This is a genomic window from Streptomyces gobiensis (genome assembly GCF_021216675.1).
In the GTDB taxonomy this organism is placed as follows: domain Bacteria; phylum Actinomycetota; class Actinomycetes; order Streptomycetales; family Streptomycetaceae; genus Streptomyces; species Streptomyces gobiensis.
On record NZ_CP086120.1, the window covers coordinates 2,155,569 to 2,173,746 of the forward strand.

15 protein-coding genes are annotated in these 18,178 nt (G+C 69.6%); 7 read left to right on the top strand and 8 right to left on the bottom strand.

Going from position 1 to position 18,178, the window contains the following annotated elements:
* Positions 1–3 precede the first annotated feature (3 nt).
* Positions 4–1,236, bottom strand: a complete 1,233-nt coding sequence (locus test1122_RS09835) for an amidohydrolase family protein (RefSeq protein ID WP_232268781.1) — start codon at positions 1,234–1,236, stop codon at positions 4–6.
* Between the two features lie 142 nt (positions 1,237–1,378).
* Here test1122_RS09835 and afsR point away from each other — a divergent pair, with 142 nt between their 5' ends.
* The 3 genes from afsR to test1122_RS09850 all read left to right on the top strand — a co-directional run bounded on the left by afsR (position 1,379) and on the right by test1122_RS09850 (position 5,067).
* Positions 1,379–4,285 carry an SARP-family global regulator AfsR gene (gene afsR, locus test1122_RS09840; RefSeq protein ID WP_232268782.1) on the top strand — a complete coding sequence of 969 codons (2,907 nt, stop codon included), beginning with the start codon at positions 1,379–1,381 and terminating at the stop codon, positions 4,283–4,285.
* Between the two features lie 206 nt (positions 4,286–4,491).
* Complete coding sequence (locus test1122_RS09845; protein WP_232268783.1) at positions 4,492–4,671, top strand: hypothetical protein; 180 nt, start codon at positions 4,492–4,494, stop codon at positions 4,669–4,671.
* 210 nt (positions 4,672–4,881) lie between these two features.
* Complete coding sequence (locus test1122_RS09850; RefSeq protein WP_232268784.1) at positions 4,882–5,067, top strand: hypothetical protein; 186 nt, start codon at positions 4,882–4,884, stop codon at positions 5,065–5,067.
* Positions 5,068–5,144: 77 nt separating this feature from the next.
* Here the strand turns inward: test1122_RS09850 and test1122_RS09855 are convergent, their stop codons facing one another.
* The 3 genes from test1122_RS09855 to test1122_RS09865 form a co-directional block, all read right to left on the bottom strand.
* Positions 5,145–6,758 (bottom strand): glycosyltransferase family 39 protein, encoded by a 1,614-nt coding sequence (locus tag test1122_RS09855; protein WP_232268785.1) that lies wholly within the window; start codon positions 6,756–6,758, stop codon positions 5,145–5,147.
* Positions 6,759–6,831: 73 nt separating this feature from the next.
* Positions 6,832–7,257, bottom strand: a complete 426-nt coding sequence (locus test1122_RS09860; RefSeq protein ID WP_232268786.1) for a pyridoxamine 5'-phosphate oxidase family protein — start codon at positions 7,255–7,257, stop codon at positions 6,832–6,834.
* A 10-nt stretch (positions 7,258–7,267) separates the two neighbouring features.
* Positions 7,268–8,851: a FadD3 family acyl-CoA ligase gene (locus test1122_RS09865; protein WP_232268787.1), complete on the bottom strand. Its 1,584-nt coding sequence runs from the start codon at positions 8,849–8,851 to the stop codon at positions 7,268–7,270.
* Between the two features lie 209 nt (positions 8,852–9,060).
* Here test1122_RS09865 and test1122_RS09870 point away from each other — a divergent pair, with 209 nt between their 5' ends.
* The 3 genes from test1122_RS09870 to test1122_RS09880 are packed head-to-tail and all read left to right on the top strand — an operon-like array spanning position 9,061 to position 11,413.
* Complete coding sequence (locus test1122_RS09870; RefSeq protein WP_232268788.1) at positions 9,061–10,212, top strand: lipid-transfer protein; 1,152 nt, start codon at positions 9,061–9,063, stop codon at positions 10,210–10,212.
* Positions 10,213–10,217: 5 nt separating this feature from the next.
* The gene (locus tag test1122_RS09875; RefSeq protein ID WP_232268789.1) at positions 10,218–10,652 is read left to right on the top strand and encodes a Zn-ribbon domain-containing OB-fold protein; all 435 of its coding nucleotides are present in this window, start codon (positions 10,218–10,220) and stop codon (positions 10,650–10,652) included.
* Complete coding sequence (locus test1122_RS09880) at positions 10,649–11,413, top strand: enoyl-CoA hydratase/isomerase family protein (protein ID WP_232268790.1); 765 nt, start codon at positions 10,649–10,651, stop codon at positions 11,411–11,413. The genes test1122_RS09875 and test1122_RS09880 overlap by 4 nt, the downstream gene beginning before the upstream one ends.
* Before the next feature lie 381 nt (positions 11,414–11,794).
* On the opposite strand, the gene afsK is transcribed toward test1122_RS09880, so the two are convergent.
* Together afsK and kbpA are read right to left on the bottom strand one after the other, a co-directional pair.
* Positions 11,795–14,182, bottom strand: a complete 2,388-nt coding sequence (gene afsK / locus test1122_RS09885) for a protein serine/threonine kinase AfsK (RefSeq protein ID WP_232268791.1) — start codon at positions 14,180–14,182, stop codon at positions 11,795–11,797.
* Between the two features lie 272 nt (positions 14,183–14,454).
* A complete protein-coding gene (gene kbpA / locus test1122_RS09890) occupies positions 14,455–15,261 on the bottom strand; it encodes an AfsK-binding protein KbpA (protein ID WP_232268792.1) in 807 nt (268 codons plus the stop codon).
* A 136-nt stretch (positions 15,262–15,397) separates the two neighbouring features.
* On the opposite strand from kbpA, the gene test1122_RS09895 reads away from it, so the two are divergent.
* Positions 15,398–16,045, top strand: a complete 648-nt coding sequence (locus test1122_RS09895) for a TetR family transcriptional regulator (RefSeq protein WP_232268793.1) — start codon at positions 15,398–15,400, stop codon at positions 16,043–16,045.
* A 274-nt stretch (positions 16,046–16,319) separates the two neighbouring features.
* Here test1122_RS09895 and test1122_RS09900 read toward each other — a convergent pair whose 3' ends face one another.
* Together test1122_RS09900 and test1122_RS09905 are read right to left on the bottom strand one after the other, a co-directional pair.
* Positions 16,320–16,775: a nitroreductase family deazaflavin-dependent oxidoreductase gene (locus test1122_RS09900; protein ID WP_232271851.1), complete on the bottom strand. Its 456-nt coding sequence runs from the start codon at positions 16,773–16,775 to the stop codon at positions 16,320–16,322.
* A gap of 2 nt (positions 16,776–16,777) precedes the next feature.
* Positions 16,778–17,944, bottom strand: coding sequence for an acyl-CoA dehydrogenase family protein (locus test1122_RS09905; RefSeq protein ID WP_232268794.1), 1,167 nt, complete (start codon positions 17,942–17,944; stop codon positions 16,778–16,780).
* Between the last annotated feature and the right edge of the window lie 234 nt (positions 17,945–18,178).

The following is an 18,178-nucleotide window of genomic DNA, read 5'->3' on the forward strand; positions in this document are numbered from 1 at the left end:
GGGCTACGCCCCAGCCCAAGCTCCGGCCCAGAGGCCGTCAGCAGTCAGCCCGAGCAGCTCGATCGCGTTGCCCCGTACGATCCGCTCGACGACCTCCGGCGCCAGATGCCCCATCTGGGCCTCACCGACCTCCCGGCTCTTGGGCCAGGTCGAGTCGGAGTGCGGATAGTCGGTCTCGTACAGCACATTGCCGACGCCGATCGCATCGATATTCCGCAATCCGAAGGCATCGTCGAAGAAGCAGCCGTAGACATGCTCGGCGAAGAGCTCAGACGGCGGCCGCAGCACCTTGTCGGCGACGCCGCCCCAGGCTCGGTTCTCCTCCCAGACCACATCCGCGCGCTCCAGGACGTAGGGGATCCAGCCGATCTGCCCCTCGGCATACATGATCTTCAAGTCGGGGAAGCGGTCGAACTTTCCGCTCATCAGCCAGTCCACCATCGAGAAACAGCAGTTGGCGAAGGTGATGGTGGATCCCACCGCCGGTGGCGCGTCCGCCGAGGTCGACGGCATCCTCGATGACGACCCGATATGCATCGCGATCACCGTCCCCGTCTCATCGCATGCGCGCAGGAACGGGTCCCACTCATCGGTATGGATCGACGGCAGCCCCAGATGTGGCGGAATCTCGCTGAAGCAGACGGCCCGTACGCCCCGCGCGGCATTGCGCCGCACCTCCTCGGCCGCCAGCTCCGCGTCCCACAGCGGGATGAGGGTGAGGGGAATCAGCCGTCCCCGCGCCTCGGGCCCGCACCACTCCTCCACCATCCAGTCGTTGTAGGCCCGCACCCCGAGCAGACCGAGCTCACGGTCCTTGGCCTCGGTGAATGTCTGCCCGCAAAAGCGCGGGAAGGTCGGGAAACAGAGGGCTGACTGCACATGGTTGACGTCCATGTCCGCCAGCCGCTCCGGCACGCTGAATGACCCGGGACGCATCTGCTCGTAGGTGATGCCCTCCAGCCGGATCTCATCGCGGTCATAGCCGACGGCGGTATCCAGCCGTGTCAGTGGTCGGTGCAGATCCTCATAAACCCACCAGTCGGCTATGGGTCCGCCCTCACCGGGCGCACCCATGCTGGGCGCGAACTTACCGCCGACGAAGGTCATTTCCTTCAGTGGCGCCCTGACGACCCGGGGTCCTGTGTCGTGGTATTTCGACGGGAGCCGGTCACGCCAGACGTTGGGCGGCTCAACCGTATGGTCATCCACCGAGATGATCTTGGGGAAGGTCTCCATGTGGACTACCGTAGCGCTTACCTGACGCTTCGTCAGCTCTCGCGTACACGGCAAGAGGCTGGTACGGAGCTGCCGCTTCCGCCCCGGACAGGGCACACTGTGGGATGCGGCACCGACGGCAGGGAAGACGGAGGGGGCACTCATGGTCGCCGACCCGGGGCGGGGGCTGCGCTTTGCGGTGCTCGGGCCCGTACGGGCCTGGCACGACAGCGAGCCGCTGAACACCGGCTCACCACAGCAGAAGGCGCTGCTCGCCGCGCTGCTGCTACGCGGCGGGCACACCGCCACCGCGCAGGAGCTGGTGGACGGCCTCTGGGGGGACGAGCCCCCGCAGCAAGCCCTCGCTGCCCTGCGCACCTATGCCTCCCGGCTGCGTAAGGTCCTCGGCGCCCAGGCCCTGATCAGTGAGTCCGGCGGCTACGCGATACGGACCGGGCCCGGCGCCGAGCTCGACGCCGATACGGCGGCCCAGTTCGCCGCCGACGCGGAAAAGGCAGCCAGCACCGGCGACCGCTGCCGAGCACGGGAGCTCTACAACAAGGCCCTGGCGCTGTGGGACGGCGAGCCGCTGGCCCAGGTCCCCGGGCCGTACGCCGAGGCCCAGCGCGTCCGTCTGACGGAGTGGCGGCTGTCCCTCCTCGAACACCGTCTGGACCTTGACCTGCAGGTCGGCAGCCACGCCGAAGCCGTCTCCGAGCTCACGGCCCTGACCGCGGCCCACCCACTCCGCGAACGCCTGCGCGAGCTGCTGATGCTCGCCCTCTACCGCAGCGGCCGCCAGGCTGAAGCGCTCGCCGTCTACGCCGACACCCGGCGCCTGCTCGCCGATGAACTGGGCGTAGACCCCTGCCCTGAGCTCGCCGAACTCCACCAACGCATCCTGCAGGCCGACGAGGCCCTGACCTCCCCATCGGAGGAGCCCGCGGCCCCTTCCACCTTCATACGTCCGCACCAGCTGCCCGCCACCGTCCCGGATTTCACCGGCCGCGCCGCCTTTGTCGCCGAGCTCAGCGATCAGCTCGCCACCGCCGAAGCCCGCATCATGGCCGTCTCCGCCGTCGCCGGAATCGGCGGCGTCGGCAAAACCACCCTGGCCATCCATGTCGCCCACGCCGCCCGCGACCACTTCCCCGACGGCCAGCTCTACGTCGACCTGCAGGGCGCCAGCGCCACCCCCGCCGAACCCGAGGCCGTCCTCGGTGCCTTCCTCCGCGCGCTGGGCACCGCCGACTCCGCCATCCCCGACAGCGTGCAGGAACGCGCCGCCCTCTACCGCTCCCTCCTGGCCGGGCGCCGCATCCTCACCCTCCTCGACAACGCCCGCGACGCCGCCCAGGTCCGCCCCCTCCTCCCCGGCACCGAAGGCTGCGCCGCCCTCATCACCAGCCGCGCCCGCATGGTCGACCTCGCCGGAGCCCACCTCGTCGACCTCGACGTCATGAGCCCCGACGAGGCCATGACCCTCTTCACCAAAATCGTCGGTGCCGAACGCGTCAACTCCGAACGTGAAGCCGCCATGGATGTTGTCGGCGCCTGCGGCTTCCTCCCTCTGGCCATCCGCATCGCCGCCGCCCGCCTGGCCGCCCGCCGCACGTGGACGGTCTCCGTCCTCGCCACCAAGCTCGCCGACGAACGCCGCCGCCTCGACGAACTCCAGGCAGGCGACCTCGCCGTCAAAGCCACCTTCGAACTCGGCTATGGCCAGCTCGACCCCGAGCAGGCCCGCGCCTTCCGCCTCCTCGGCCTCGCCGACGGCCCCGACATCTCCCTCCACGCCGCCGCGGCCATGCTCAACCGCGCCCCCGAAACAACCGAAGACCTCCTGGAATCCCTGGTCGACACCAGCCTCCTGGAATCCGCCGCCCCCGGCCGCTACCGCTACCACGACCTGGTCCGCCTCTACGCGCGTGCGTGCGCCCACAGCGACGAACAACCACCAAGCGAGCGCGACGCCGCGCTCTCCCGTCTTCTCGACTTCTACCTGGCGACGGCGGCACATGTACTCGCCATGAACCGCCCGGGCGACCGGACCGTCGACCATCTGTGCCCCACCGAGCACGACGGTCTGGCCTTCGAGAGCCAGGACGCGTCACTCGACTGGCTCTTCGGCGAAGCCGACTGCCTGCTGGCCTGCGTCAGGCAATCGGCCGACGCGGGTGCGGTGCGCCTCGCAACGGACTTGCTGTTCGCGGCCAAGGATCTGGCCGACTCCGGCGTCCACTCGCTGCGGCATGAGCAGTCTGCCATCGCCGTTCGCGATGCGGCGGAACGGGCCGGGGACCCACGCGCCGAAGCACGCGCTCGGAACATGCTGACGCACGCGCACACCCTGGCTGGCCGGTTCCCGCAGGCCGATACTGAGGCCCAGCACGCCATGCTGCTCGCGCTGGCCGCCGACGATCCGCTGTCCGGTTCCTACGTCCCCAACGACCGGGGAATCATCGCCACCTACCAGAACCGGTACCGGGATGCTGAGGCGTACCTTTATCAGGCCATCGATGCCTTCCGCACGGACGGCAGTCGGCCCGGCGAGGCCAGCGCACTCTGCAATCTTTCCCGTGTGCATTCTGCTCTGGGGCAGCACGAGAGCGCGATTGAGTTCGCCGAGCGGGGAGTGGCGATCTACAGCGATTTGGGCATCGCCCTCCGTTTGGGGAACGCCAGGTACACCCTGGGCTGTGCACTGACACATGCCGGTCGTACAGCGGAAGGCCTGCGCCAGCTGACACAGGCCCTCGGGATCTTCCATGACAGCCGTCAGACACGGTGGGAAGGTGTCGTCCACTTCCGTATCGCCGAAGCGCACATGATGGAGGGCAGGGCCTCACTGGCCGCCAGCCACGCAGAGCAAGCGATCGCGCTCCGGCTCATCGGCGGCGAATACCGGCGGGCAACCGTGCTCGTCGTGCTGGGCAAGGCGCTTGCCGCCCTCGGGCAGTCGGACCGGGCCCGCGCCTGCTGGCAGGACGCACTGGCCATCTTTGAAGGGCTCGGTTCAGCCGAGGCCGACGAGACGCGCGAACTGCTCTCCCCCAGCGTGGCCGCCTAGCAACAGCCCCGCCTACTGGACGTTCATCGATCGTTTATCGGGCCCCGCCATGCTTAAGAACGTCGATCCGTCGCGTCGGGGGGCAGGCGGGTCGAGGGGGAAGCTGCCCCGCTAGGGCGAGCGGCCCTGAAAATGCCCGTCCGGCGACCCACGGGGGAGTCGCCGGGCGGGCTCGTCAGAGGAACACCTGCCCAAGGAGCTACATCATGACCACCAACGAAAAGCCAAAGAAGAAGGCCAAACCGAAGACGGGCGTGATCCCGTTGGTTGACAACCACGGAACCAGCGAGCCCGTGACGTTCACTCCCGAGGACAACGAGAGCACCTACGAGCCTGGGGAGTTCAACGCGCGGGACAACCACGGCACCAGCGAGCCCGTCAAGTAGGCCTAGCGCCACATCCTCGGGGGAGGCAGGGGTCGGTAACGGCGGCTGTGAGGGGGGCTGCCGTGACCGACCCCCTGCTTTTGCCCCGGCGCCCGTAGCGTGAGTAGCACCGTTTCCGCGACTGATTTAGCCGAAACGCTCAACCAGACAACTTCAGAGATGGTTTTTGCCCATCATGTAACAAAATTCCCTGGACACGAAGGAGTTGGAATGACCCGCGCGAAGAAAAGCCTCGCCATCTGCGCTATCGCCATGGGTAGCCTTGCCGCTCTCGTCACTCCCGCTACAGCCTCCGACGCTCACGGCACCTCGGCCCCCCGGGACGGCTCCAAGACGGTGATACCCGCTGACCGCCACCAGGCTGCCGTCCAGCTGAGCGACGGCCACTCGACCTGATTCACCACGTCGCCGGAGTCGTCTGGGGGCCGAGTCATTGACTCGGCCCCCAGCGCTGTTTCCGAGGGCTGCACGTGCTACACCAGCGTGATCACCGTGGCGGTGCCGAGGGAGCCCTTCGTGGGGACAGTGCGGGTCTCGGTGTCGCGGTTACCCACGAGGCGTTGCAGGGCCGCTGGGCCGGGCTGTAGGCGGCCGCGTTCGAAGAGGATCAGGGAGACCTTGGTGTCCGGGGGCGGGGTCATGCGGCGGTACTGCTGGTAGGTGACCGCGTCGCAGCCGGAGTACCAGCCGATCTCCGGCTCGTAGCCGGTGACCAGCAGGCAGGGGCCGTTGTTCGTGAGGGAGCGGGCGACCGGGAGGGTCGAGGCGTGCTGGTGGGTGGGGCCCGGCATGGCGCCGTGGGCCACGGACTGGGCGGTGCCGAAGACGGTGACAGCGGCCAGGGCGGCGACGGCGGTGAGGAGGCGGGCGGACCAGTTGCCCGCCCAGTCGGCCAGGGCCTGGACGCCGAGCACCATGAGGAGGATGACCGGGAGATAGACGAAGCGGGGTTCGCCGTCGGTGGCGAAGCCCAGCACGATGAAGATGAGGATCGCGGAAGTGGTGAGGAAGAGCTGGCGGCGGTCGTTCGTACGGGGGCTGCCGCGCCGGAGGCGTCTGACGGCCGCGACCGACGCGACCAGCCCAGCCGTCATCACGACCGCGCCCAGATCACCGGCGAGCCGGTAGGGGAAAATCGCCAGGTAGTAGAGGAAGCCATCGCCGATGAAGGCGCGGTTGGCCTGTGAGGTGGCCGAGAAGACCAGGCCGAGCGGCCAGTCGGCGACCCTTGTCGCGTAGACGAAGTGCGGGATCAGTCCCAGGAGCAGCACCCCCAGGCCGATCACAAGGTGACGGCCGTGGGCGGCCCAGGCGCGGGGGCCGTAGACGATCAGGGCCGCGAGTGCGATCGCCACCAGATTGCCGACGACGCCATAGCGGAGATAGAAGGCCGCCAGGACCACAAAGGGGAGCGCGAGAAGGGCACGGGAGCCCTCTCGCCCCTGGGCCTCCTGGGCCCGGGTCAGCAGATAGACAGCGATCAGCAGCAGGCCCGTCGACCCGATGTCGTTCAGGAACTCCGGCATCCGCCGCAGGAAGCCCAGCCCGCTGAGCAGCAGCAGGAGCACGACAACGGCTCGGCGCGGGGTGGTCCAGCGGGCGGCGGTCAGGTAGGTCACCGTCAGGGTGAAGAGGGCCAGGATGAGGGCTACGGCGCGTAGCGCGCCTACGTCGTTGTGGATGGCGAGCGCGAGACAGCCGAGCGCGGAGAGGCCGAGCGGCCGGTAAACCCCCCAGCCCGCGTCCGGGGTGCCATCGAGCCAGGAACGGGCCTTGTTCGCGTAGACCGCCTCTTCATGGCCCATATAGGGCTCGTGGTCCTGGAGCGCCGCCCAGAGGAGCGCCGTCAGGGCCAGTACGCCCAGGACGTAGGCCCAGACCGGCACCCGTAGCAGCCAGCCCGGCAGACGCCAGTCCCACCGAGGCCACACCGGCCGGGCGTACAGCCACAGTGGGGCCGCCACCAGCAGATACGGCCAGGGCTGCCAGCCCGGCAGCCAGCCGCCGAGGCCGACGGCGAGCATCACTTGTTGCAGAACTGCCGCCGCCGTCAGAACGACGGCGGCGGTAAAGGCCCACCTGCGCACAGTCGAGCGCCCCGTTGAGGAGAAGATTTCTGGTCAGCGGTAAAGACGGTGCAGGGCGCCGATCGGTTGCTTGTCAGGTCGGTCCGAGATCCGCCGAGAGCCAGCGCTCTGGGCGCATGCGTATGACGATCTGTGCGCCGAATACGGATTCCGCGATCGCCATATGGCGGTCAAACGCGGCCCCGGAGAGATAGCGGGCCGTGATCTCCCGGTACTGGTCCTCCGTCGCGGCGCTCGTCTCGGTGACCGGGCCCTCAGCGGAGACATAGCGGACCGTCGGCTCGGTGGTTTCGGCCAGCAGGGAGAAGCGGCCCGCCGCCCGGATCAGCCCGGCCTTGCGGGAGTCGGCGCCGGTCACGATCCAGATGTCTCCGCCCGGCTCATAGCCGTACCAGACCGGGACCAGCAGCGGGCCCCGGCCCGGGCCACCGTCCACCCCGAGTGCGCCGATATGGGGCTCGGCCAGAAAACGTTCACGTTCTTCACGGGATAAAGCCATGGTCCAAACCTTAGAGCCCAGCGCGGGTGGGGCGGGAGCGCAGCTGGGTCTTGAGGACCTTGCCGCTGGCGTTCCTCGGCAGCTCAGTGACGAACTCCACCTCCCGGGGCACCTTGTAGTTGGCCATCTCACGGCGGGACCAGGCGATGACGTCCTCGGCCGTCAGTACCGCGTCCGGGCGGCGGACCACATACGCCTTGCCGACCTCGCCCAGCCTGGGGTCGGGGATGCCGATGACGGCCGCGTCGGCCACTTCCGGGTGACGCAGGAGCAGTTGTTCGATCTCAGCCGGATAGGCGTTGAAGCCGCCGACGATGAACATGTCCTTGATCCGGTCGGTGATACGGAGGTTGCCGTCGGCGTCCAGCACGCCGACGTCGCCCGTGCGCAGCCAGCCATCCGCCGTCATGACCTGAGCGGTCTCCTCGGGCTCCTCGAAGTAGCCGGACATCACGTGATAGCCGCGCACCAGGACCTCACCGGGCTCACCGGCTGGGGCGTCGACCTTGACCTCGGTGCCCGGGATGGCTCGCCCCGACGTGCCCGAGACGACCTCGGGTGGGTCACCTTGGCGGCACATGGTGACCGTGCCGGTGGTCTCGGTCAGGCCGTAGGCGGTGAGGACCGTGGCGATCTTGAGTTCGCTGCGGAGGCGTTCGACCAGTTGCAGCGGGACGACCGCCGCGCCCGTGACCACCAGGCGGAGGGTCGAGAGGTCGTGCTCGGCCCGGCGCGGGTGGTCCAGGATCTGCTGGTGGAGGGTGGGCGGCCCGGGAAGCACGGTGATGCGTTCGGCGGCGATATTGGCCAGGGCCGTATCCACGTTGAAGACGGGTTGCGGGATTATCGTCGCGCCACGCGTGAGGCTGGCGATGATCCCCGCCTTGTAGCCGAAGGTGTGGAAGAAGGGGTTGATGACGAGGTAGCGGTCGCCCGCCGTGAGACCGGTCAGCTCGCTCCAGGTGTCATAGACCCGAAGGGTCTGCGCATGGGTGGTGACGGCGCCCTTGGGGTGGCCTGTGGTCCCCGAGGTGAAGGTGATGTCGGAGGCGTCGGTCGGCTTGATCGCGGCAGCGCGGGTGCGGACTGCTTTCGCGGAGATGGTGGCGCCGGAGGCCAGGAAGTCGGGCCAGGTGGTGAAGTCGGGCGGAGCGTCGGCCCCGAGGACCACCACGGTGCGCAGGTGCGGCAGCCGCGCGCCCTCCGCCGTCGCCCGGCGCAGGGACGCCACGTATGACGTACCCAGGAAGGTGCCGGTGATGAACAGCAGCCTGGCGCGGGTGCGTTCCAGTACGTACGCGGCTTCGGCGCCCTTGAAGCGGGTGTTGATGGGGACGAGCACGCCGCCTGCGGTGACCGCGCCCAGGGCGGCGACGATCCAGTCCAGGGTATTCGGTGCCCAGATGGCGACCCGGTCGCCGGGTTCTGTGCCTGAGGCGATGCAGGCGGCTGCGGCCTGGTCGACGCGTTGGGCCAGCTCGGTGTAGGTGATCCGGGTCCGGCCGTCTACGACGGCTTCGCGGTCGGCGTGGTGGGTGGCCGCCGTGCGGATGAGGTTTGGGATGGTGGCCCACGTTTGGTGGTTGCCGGGCATGGCTTGCCTCCCCTGTTGGTTCCCCTACCCCGCCCCTTCCCGTAACCGGGGCTCGCCGCCCCGGGCCCCAGTTTTTCGGTGCGGTCCGGTGGCTGGGTTGTGCCCACCCACAGCCCCTCGCGGGGCTGCGAGTGCCCACAACAAGGTAGCTGACTATCCGTCAGGTTAGCGGTACGCTGCTCGCTCTGTCAGTACCCGGGAGGTGGGGGATGGGGACAACGGTTAAGGACGCTACGGCGATTGCCGGGATAGGGCAGACCGCCTTCGGCAAGCGTCTGCCGGAGTCGGAGAAGGCATTGGCCTGCCGCGCGATCCTCGGCGCGCTCGACGATGCCGGGATCGCGCCCTCCGAAGTGGACGGCTTCGCCTCCTACACCATGGAGGAAACGGACGAGGTGGAGGTGGCCAAGGCCATTGGCGCCGGGGATGTCACTTTCTTCTCCAAGGTGGGATACGGAGGCGGCGGATCGTGCGCCACCGTCGCCCATCTCGCCGCCGCCATCGCCACCGGGCAGGCCAGCGTCGGCGTCGCCTGGCGCTCCCGTAAACGCGGCTCCGGTCCCCGCCCCTGGCGGAACACCGCCGTCCAGCTCCCCACCCCGGCGCAGTGGACCAGGCCCTTCGGGCTGCTCCGCCCGGCGGACGAGATCGGCATGCTGGCCCGGCGCTATATGCATGAATACGGCGCCACCCGCGACCACTTCTTCAATGTCGCCCTCGCCTGCCGCAACCGGGCCAACCAGAACCCGGCGGCCATGATGTACGAGCGCCCGCTGACCCGCGAGATGTATATGACGGCCCGCTGGATCAGCGAACCGCTCTGCCTCTTCGACAACTGTCTGGAGACGGACGGGGCGCTGGCCTGCGTCATCGTTTCCGCCGAGCGGGCACGGGACTGCCGCCGCAAGCCCGTCTATGTCCACTCCGCCGCGCAAGGGCTGCCCGCCCAGCACCACGGGATGGTCAACTACTGGAACGACGACCCGCTCACCGGGCCTGCCTGGACCGCCGCCCGGCAGCTGTGGAAGCACGCCGACTTCGGCCCTCAGGATGTTGACGTCGCCCAGATCTACGATGCCTTCACCCCGCTCATTCCGCTCTCCCTTGAGGGCTATGGCTTCTGCGGCCGGGGGGAAGGCGCCGCCTTCACCGAGGGCGGCGCACTGGAGATCGGTGGGCGGCTCCCGCTGAACACCGGCGGCGGCGGGCTCAGCGAGGCCTACGTCCATGGCTTCAACCTCATCACCGAAGGCGTCAGACAGCTGCGTGGTGTCTCCACCGCGCAGGTCCCCGACGCCGCCACCTGCCTGGTCACCGCAGGCGAGGGCGTCCCCACCTCCGCACTGCTGCTGAGGAGTTGAACGACATGCTGACCCCGGTCATCGACGCAGACGGCGCGCCCTTCTGGGCGTACGCCGCACGAGGCGAGCTCCGTATCCAGTCCTGCGCCAACGCCAGCTGCGGCGAACCGCGATTCCCGCCCCGGCCCTGCTGCCCGCACTGCCAGTGCTTCGACAGCGAGTGGCGCCGGATGAGCGGCCGTGGCCGTATCTGGTCCTTTGTACGCGCCCACCCACCCCTGCTTCCCGACTATGCCGAGCAGGCCCCCTACAACGCGATCCTTGTCGAGCTCATCGAGGCGCCCCGCATCCGGCTGGCCGGGAACCTGGTCGCCTCGGCCGACGCCCCGCTGAACTCCGTCGAACCGGAGAAGCTGCGCATCGGAGCGCCCGTGAAGGCGGTCTTCAGCCAGGTCACCTCGGACATCGCCGTCCCCCGCTGGGTACTGGAGCGGCCATGAGCATCCGTACGGATATCAAGGACGGTATCGCGGTCATCACGCTCGACCGCCCCGAGCGGCACAACGCGATCGACCTGACGACCGCGAGCGCGCTCACCAGCACCTGGCGGGACCTCCGGATGAACGATGCCGTGCGGGTCGCCGTCCTCACCGGCGCGGGCGAGCGGGCCTTCTGCACCGGCATCGACCGCTCAGCGCACGCACCCCAGCCGCCCTCCCCCTACGCCGTCGACGACCCGCTCCTCGCCATTGGCCCCAAGGCCAACGATCTCTGGATACCGGTCATCGCGGCCGTCGAGGGCATGGCGTGCGGCGGCGCCTTCTACCTCCTCTCCGAAGCCGAGTTCATCGTCGCCGCCGAGTCCGCGACCTTCTTCGACCCGCATACGACGTACGGCATGGTCAGCGCGTACGAGGCGATGGGTATGGCCCAGCGGATGCCGTTCGGCGAGGTCGCCCGGATGTCGCTCATGGGCACGGCGGAGCGGTTGGGGGCGCGGCGGGCCCATGCCATCGGGCTGGTCTCGGAGCTGACCGCCCCCGGCGCGGCGCTGGATGCCGCGCTGCGGGCCGCCGCCGTCATCGCCGGATATCCGACCGGTGCGGTGCAGGGGACCGTACGGGCCGTATGGGCGGCGAAGGAGGCGGCCCGTACGCAGGCGATGGCGCGGGCGCCTCAGCTCATCGCGCTGGGCAACCTACCGCCCGAGGAGCAGGCCAGCCTCTTCACCCACCGAGCGAAGGACTTCCGGCTCCGGTAACCGACAGGAATTTCCCCACCCCTCCCCGAAACTGGGGGGCTGCCACCCCCCAGACCCCGCCCCCCGTGTTGTGGGCACTCGCAGCCCCGCGAGGGGCTGTGGGTGGGCACAACACCGGCCACCGGCCCGCACCCGGCCACCCCCGGGGCCCCGGGGCGGAGCCCCGGTTACGGGAAGGGGCGGGATACGGGGACACCCCACAGCACCCCCGCAGCCGGGAAGGGGCGGGATCAGGGGAAACCCACCCCCGCGACCGGGAGCTGGTCAGGGGTGGCGACCAGAGGTAGCGTCGATCCCAAGGCGGCCGCCGTATATGAACCCCTTCCGCCCTCGGTACGACGGCCGTCACGGCCGTCACGGCCGTCACGGCCGTCACGGCCGTCACGCGCGAGCCTGCCCCGTACCCTTCGCCGCGTCCAAGGCGTACACACAGCGGTCCTTGCTGCACGCGTACAGCACCCCACCCGTCACCACCGGCGCCCCAGTGATCTCACCACCGGTCGCCAGCTTCCACCGCAGCTGACCACCCACCGCGTCCAGCGTGTACAGCGAGTGATCCGCCGACCCGAAGTGCACTCGGCCATCGGCCGTCACCGGGACGCCCACAATGTCGCCGCGCGCCTCAAAGCGCCAGCGCCCCGACCCCGGCACCGCGTCAATCGTGTAGAGCGCCTTGCCGCTGCCCACATGCACCAGGCCGTCCGCGACGACCACCGGCTCGGGCGACTGCCGGGCCTCGGTCGCGATCCGCCACCGGTCGTGCCCGTTCGCCGCGTCGAGCGCGTACACCGTGCCGAGATAGTCGGCGACATAGACACCGCCACCGGCGACCGCCGGGCCCGGCGCGAACGCCGGGGGGCACAGAAACGCCGCGGGCGCGTCAAAGCGCCACCGCTCAGCGCCCGTCGTCGCCTCCAGCGCGAGCACCCGCGACCCGGCACAGACGTATACCGCGCCATCCTCGGCGGGCAGCATCCGCACCGGCACACCGCCCGTCGCCGAGGTATCACCCACCGGATGCGACCACCGCTCGTTGCCGGTACGCGCGTCCAGCGCGTACAGCCGTCCGTCGGCCCACGTATAGACCGTGCCGCCATGCACCATCGGCCCGGACTCCGGGGTCTCGAAGTCCGTCTGAGCGCCGGAGAGCTGCCACAGCTGGTCGCCGGTCCCGGCGTCCCAGGCCTGTACGCCACCGCCCCGGGTGCCGGTCACCACCGTGCCGCGGTCAGCGGCCAGCGAGTAGACCCAGGCGTCGACCGCCAGCTTCCACCGCTCCGAGCCGTCCTTCGCGTCCAGCGCGAACAGGCTCGGCCCGTCCGAGGCGTGCACCCGGCCGTCCGCGACGGCCATGGACCACGCCACCTCGCGGGTCTTGAACTGCCGCCGCCCACTGGTCACATCGAGCGCGTGCACCTCAAAGGAGGTCACATACAGCAGGTCATCAACAACGACCGGGGTGCCCCACACATCGTTGGACATCCGGAACCGCCATGGCCGCCAACGCGGCGGCGCGGCCGCGACCGGCGAGGGCACCACGGCCGTATCAGCGGCCCCGGAATCCGGCGGCGGCGCGGCGGGCGCGGCACCATTCGGCGGCCGGACCCAGGCCATACCCGCCCCGGCCTCCGCGTCGCGGCCCTCTATCCGCCGGGGGCCGGGCCCGATCGGCACCTGCGAACCAGGCAGCCGCACCGGGTCGCTCTCCGGCGCGGGAGCCGGGTGCGCGACAGGCGCCTGGGGCGGCGCCGGGGCGGCCACCGCGCCGGCCGCTACCGGCGGCGCGTGCGCGGGCCGGGGCGGCGCCGCGGAAGGAGCCGGAGCCGGAGAAGGAGAAGGAGAAGGAGCCGCCGGCTTACGCGGGATACGGGCACGCCCGCCCCGCTTCCGCTCGATCAGCTCCACCGCCCCGGCAGGCAGCCATGCCGAAGCCGTACCGCTGTCGTCGCCGCCCGAGGAGAAGAGATGCGGCGCGAGCTGCGCCTGCAAATCAGCCGGGGTCGGCCGCTGCTCAGCCTCCATACGCATACAGGACTCGATCAGCGGCCGCAGCTCATCCGGCAGGCCCGCCAGATCGGGCCCCTCCCGCAACAGCATGAACACGGTCTCCACCGGATTGGCCCCATGGAACGGCGCGTGTCCGGTCGCCGCGAAAACCAGCGTCGACGCGAGCGAGAAGATGTCACTCGCGCCAGTGACACTGCGTGAGTCCTTGGCCTGTTCAGGCGACATATACGCGGGTGTGCCCACCGCCACATTGGTCATCGTCAGCCGGGTGTTGGAGACGCCCGACGCGATACCGAAGTCAATGACCCGTGGCCCGTCCTCCACCACCAGCACATTGGACGGCTTCAGATCCCGGTGTACGAGACCCGCACCATGGATGGACTGCAACGCCTCGGCGATCCCGGCCGCCAGCCAGCGCACCGCCTGCGCCGGCATCGGACCGCAGTCATTGATTATCTCCTCAAGCGAGGGAGCGGGCACATACGCGGTGGCCAGCCATGGCACCGCGGCACGCGGGTCGGCGTCCACGACCGCGGCCGTATAGAAACCGCTGACCGCCCGCGCCGCTTCCACCTCACGGGTGAAGCGGACCCGGAACAGCTGGTCCTCGGCGAGCTCGGTCCGCACCGTCTTGATCGCCACGCGCCGCCCGGACGCCGAGCGGGCGAGATAGACCAGTCCCATGCCCCCGGCGCCCAGCCGGCCGAGCACCTCGAACGGGCCGATCCGCCGCGGATCGTGCTGCGTCAGCTGCTCCACCACTTGCCTGCCACCTCCCCGTAGGGGCTCATTTCCCTAACTGCCCCGTGCAGCTTCTCACTGCCGTGCCGGAGAGTGATTCTTCCTGGCGAAGCCGACGGTTGCGAACCGGGGGGCGGTTCGGTCGTGTCTTCTCTCTTATGGCGCCTTAAGGCTTCCACACAAGAGACCAGGAAGATTCCGGCATTTCCCCCATCGCGAGGTATCACAGCAACTCCCCCGTTGGATTCCGCGATCCCTACCATGCTGGGGCATCCACCGCCCCGACGTCAGCGCTACTCGCTGGTCGTCGCCGGATCGATAACCGCGAAGATGGCCCCCTGGTTGTCCACCAGGATCGCAAAACGGCCATACGGGGCAGTCACCGCCGGGAAGAGCGTACGGCCACCCAGCCGCCCCACCGTGTTCACCGCCGCATCGCAGTCTGCCACCGAGAAGTACGTCAGAAAATGTGCCGGCAGCTCCGCCGGAATGCTGCCGACGATCACACACCGTCCGCCGATCGCGTGATCGTCATCAACCGGGTCCCCGGGCAGCGCCCACATCACATAGTCAAGATCGTCCTCACTGATGTCCCGCACCTCAAACCCGAAGACCTCCGTGTAGAAGGCGTCAACCGCGTCCTTGTCCCGGGTATAGACCTCGGTCCAGATGTACGCACCGGGCTCATCCGTCACCTCAAAGCCCCGATGCGCCACCGGCTGCCACAGCCCGAACACCGCACCGCCCGGATCGGCGGCCACCGCCATGGTGGCCGCCGGCCCCGAGCCGACCTGGATCGGCGCCGTGATGACCTGCCCGCCCGCCGCGCGGATCCGCGCCTCGACCGCCACGGCATCCGTCGTCGCGAAGTAGATGGTCCAGACGGTGGGCATCCGCCCGTCCTTCTTCCGGAAGAGCCCGGCGGCCTGCCTGCCGTCCAGATACGCGGCCGTATACGAGCCCTCCTCCGGCGGCCCCGGCTCCCCGAAAGTCCACCCGAACAGCTCGCCATAGAAGCGCTTGCCCGCCTCCACATCGGCCAGCATCACATCGGCCCAACAGGGCGTCCCCTCGGCGAGTACGCCTTCGGCAGCGGCCATGAGCCCGGTCCCTTCCTCACTGTCCGCACAGGTGTCGTACCGGAACGCTAGCTCCGACAGCGGTCGCCCGCAGAAGGGAGAACCCATTTGCATGCGGCCAGATCGCGCGCGGATCAGCCGTCGGTAAGCTGACGGCATGACAGGACAAGTTCGAACCGTTGACGGCAGGGTGGCCGGGCGACGCGGACAGGCAACGCGCCAGAAGCTCCTCGACTGCCTCAGCGAAATGCTCAGCTCGTCTCCGTACCGCGACGTCAAGGTCATCGATGTCGCCCGGAAGGCGGGCACGTCCCCCGCGACCTTCTATCAATACTTCCCCGACGTCGAAGGCGCGGTCCTGGAGATCGCCGAGTCGATGGCAAAGGAGGGCGCGACCCTGACCGATCTGGTCGCAGGCCGCTCCTGGACCGGAAAAGCCGCCTGGAGTACGGCAGAAGACCTGGTGGACGGCTTCCTCACGTTCTGGCGCAAACACGATGCGATCCTGCGCGTCGTGGACTTGGGCGCGGCGGAGGGCGACAAACGGTTCTACAAGATCCGGATGAAGATCCTGACATCCGTCACCAACTCCCTTACCGAAGCCATCAAAGAGCTTCAGGCCAAGGGCCGGGTCGGCAAGGACGTCAACGCCGCCGCGGTCGCGGGTTCGCTCGTCGCCATGCTCGCCTCGGTCGCGGGTCACCAGAAGGGCTTCCAGACGTGGGGCGTCAAGCAGTCCGAGCTGAAGCCGAACCTCGCACTGCTGGTCCACCTGGGCGTCACCGGCAAGAAGCCGACCAAGTAACGCGAACTCCTGACCGGACCTGTCACCGGCCAGACGGCGTGAGGGGGTGGGTAGGGGTGGGTTGTTCCGGACGCTTGCCCGTGATTTGTGGCCCGACACACACCCCACCGGCCAACCCAACGCCGCCGCGCGTCGGGCCGTAAATCATGGGTCCGGAACGGCCCACCCCGGACCACCCCCGACCCACCCACCCCGCGGTGGCCAACCCCCCACGGCGGGACACCCAGCCACGTACGGCCGGGCAGCAACCTGCTCACCCGCACCCAGCAACGCGCTACCGCCGCGACAGGCGGAAAAGCCGGATCCGGCGCTCCACCCGCGCCTGGTACACCCCGTACGGCGGCCAGAACCGAAGTACCGCGTCCCACGCGGCCGCCCGCTCCTCCCCCACCAGCAGCCGCGCCCGCACCGGAATATCCTCCCCCCGCCAACTGATCGCCGCCTCCGGGTTCTTCAGCAGATTCGCCGTCCACGCCGGATGTCCCGGCCGCCCGAAGTTGCTGCCGATCAGCAGCCAGGTGCCGGTCTCCTTCTCCGGCATACAGGCCAGCGGGGTACGCCGCGACCGACCGCTCTTCGCGCCCGTCGCCGTCAGCACAACGCCCGGCAACAGCTGGGTACTCAGCATTTTCCTGCCGCGCGTCACCTTGTGCAGCGCACGGTCCAGGGCCGGGACGACATACGGCGCCACCTTGGCGAAACCCCGGGAGGAAGAGATCCGCTGCACCATGTTCACGCGAACACCTCCGCCCGCTCGGCCGCCCGCGCCCGCAGCGCGTGCACAGGACCGAAGAGCAGCTCATCTCCCGCGGCCCGCTTGAAGTAGAGCTGCGCGTCATGTTCCCAGGTGAAGCCAAGGCCACCATGCAGCTGTACGGCCTCCGCAGCGGCCAGCCGCAGCGCCGCCAGCCCCTGGGCCAGCGCCAGCCCGCCCGCCTCCCCTGGCTCGCAAGCGGCGGCGTAATAGGCCGCCGAACGGGCCGTAGCGATCTGCACATAGACATCGGCCAACCGGTGCCGTACCGCCTGGAACGAACCGATCGGGCGGCCGAACTGCTCGCGGACCTTGACATAGTCAACGGTCCGCGCCAGCGCGCCATCGGCCGCGCCAACCGCCTCCGCCGCCAACGCGGCAGCCGCACCCGCACCAGCCCCGGCCAGCTCACCAGCCACCTCGACGCCGGCGTCCTCCTCCCCCAGCAACGCCGCCTCGACATCCCGGAGCTCGACCCGCGCCTGGCTCCGCGTCTCGTCCAACGCGGTCCGCCGGGCCCGTACGAGCCCGGCCGCCCCCGCTGCCCGTACCACAAAGAGCAGCGTCCGGCTCCGCGCGAAGCCACCCGTATGCGCGGCGACCAGCAGCACCTCCGCGCTGTGCCCGCCGAGCACCTGCTCCACCTGCCCGTACAGCCGCCACCCGGCCTTCCCCGGACCCACCCTCCTCGCCTGTACGCCCCCGGCCCGGCCCCCGCCCGCCCAGTCACCGTCATTCGCCCCGGTCAGCCCCAGCGCGGCCATCGGCGCCGCCAGCGCCACGGTCAACGCACCCGAGGCAATGCCCGGCAACAGCTCCGCGCGCTGCTCCTCGGTGCCCAGCGCCCGTATCAGCGGAGCACCCAGCACCGCCGAACCCAGCAGCGGTGAGGGCAGCAGCACCCGGCCGGCCTCCTCGCAGGCCACCGCCAGCTCGACCGCACCGCACCCAACACCCCCGTAGGCAACCGGCACCGCGAGCCCAGGCAGCCCCAGCCGCTCGGCGAGCTGCTGCCACAGCGTACGGTCGTAGCCGTCCGCGGTGGCCACCGCGGCCCGGATCTCATCACTCCCGCACCGCTTGGCCAGCAGCTCCGCCACGGTGCGCCGGATATCGTCCTGCTCCTCGGTGAACGCGGTGTCCATCGACAGCTCCGCTCCCTAAGTCTGACGGGCCGTCATGTTAAGGACGGAACGCGCAGAAACACAGAGGCGCGCGGTGCCTAAAGGCACCGCGCGCCTCTCCCCCCGCAAGGGACTGGCCGCGGAAGCTGCCGCACGGCGGCTTCCGGCGCCCAGCGCGATACGCACGCGTACGCGTACGTATGTGGATCTCTCGGAAGTCGAGCCGGAGTGGGATGAAGCGTGGGGGGTGGCTCA

Coding starts and splice junctions, on each gene's coding strand:
- afsR (WP_232268782.1), top strand. CDS start 1,379: ATGGTCGCCGACCCGGGGCGGGGGCTGCGCTTTGCGGTGCTCGGGCCC.
- test1122_RS09870 (WP_232268788.1), top strand. CDS start 9,061: ATGGGGACAACGGTTAAGGACGCTACGGCGATTGCCGGGATAGGGCAG.
- test1122_RS09900 (WP_232271851.1), bottom strand. CDS start 16,775: ATGGTGCAGCGGATCTCTTCCTCCCGGGGTTTCGCCAAGGTGGCGCCG.
- test1122_RS09845 (WP_232268783.1), top strand. CDS start 4,492: ATGACCACCAACGAAAAGCCAAAGAAGAAGGCCAAACCGAAGACGGGC.
- test1122_RS09860 (WP_232268786.1), bottom strand. CDS start 7,257: ATGGCTTTATCCCGTGAAGAACGTGAACGTTTTCTGGCCGAGCCCCAT.
- kbpA (WP_232268792.1), bottom strand. CDS start 15,261: ATGGCCGCTGCCGAAGGCGTACTCGCCGAGGGGACGCCCTGTTGGGCC.
- test1122_RS09875 (WP_232268789.1), top strand. CDS start 10,218: ATGCTGACCCCGGTCATCGACGCAGACGGCGCGCCCTTCTGGGCGTAC.
- test1122_RS09905 (WP_232268794.1), bottom strand. CDS start 17,944: ATGGACACCGCGTTCACCGAGGAGCAGGACGATATCCGGCGCACCGTG.
- test1122_RS09865 (WP_232268787.1), bottom strand. CDS start 8,851: ATGCCCGGCAACCACCAAACGTGGGCCACCATCCCAAACCTCATCCGC.
- test1122_RS09835 (WP_232268781.1), bottom strand. CDS start 1,236: ATGGAGACCTTCCCCAAGATCATCTCGGTGGATGACCATACGGTTGAG.
- test1122_RS09895 (WP_232268793.1), top strand. CDS start 15,398: ATGACAGGACAAGTTCGAACCGTTGACGGCAGGGTGGCCGGGCGACGC.
- test1122_RS09850 (WP_232268784.1), top strand. CDS start 4,882: ATGACCCGCGCGAAGAAAAGCCTCGCCATCTGCGCTATCGCCATGGGT.
- test1122_RS09880 (WP_232268790.1), top strand. CDS start 10,649: ATGAGCATCCGTACGGATATCAAGGACGGTATCGCGGTCATCACGCTC.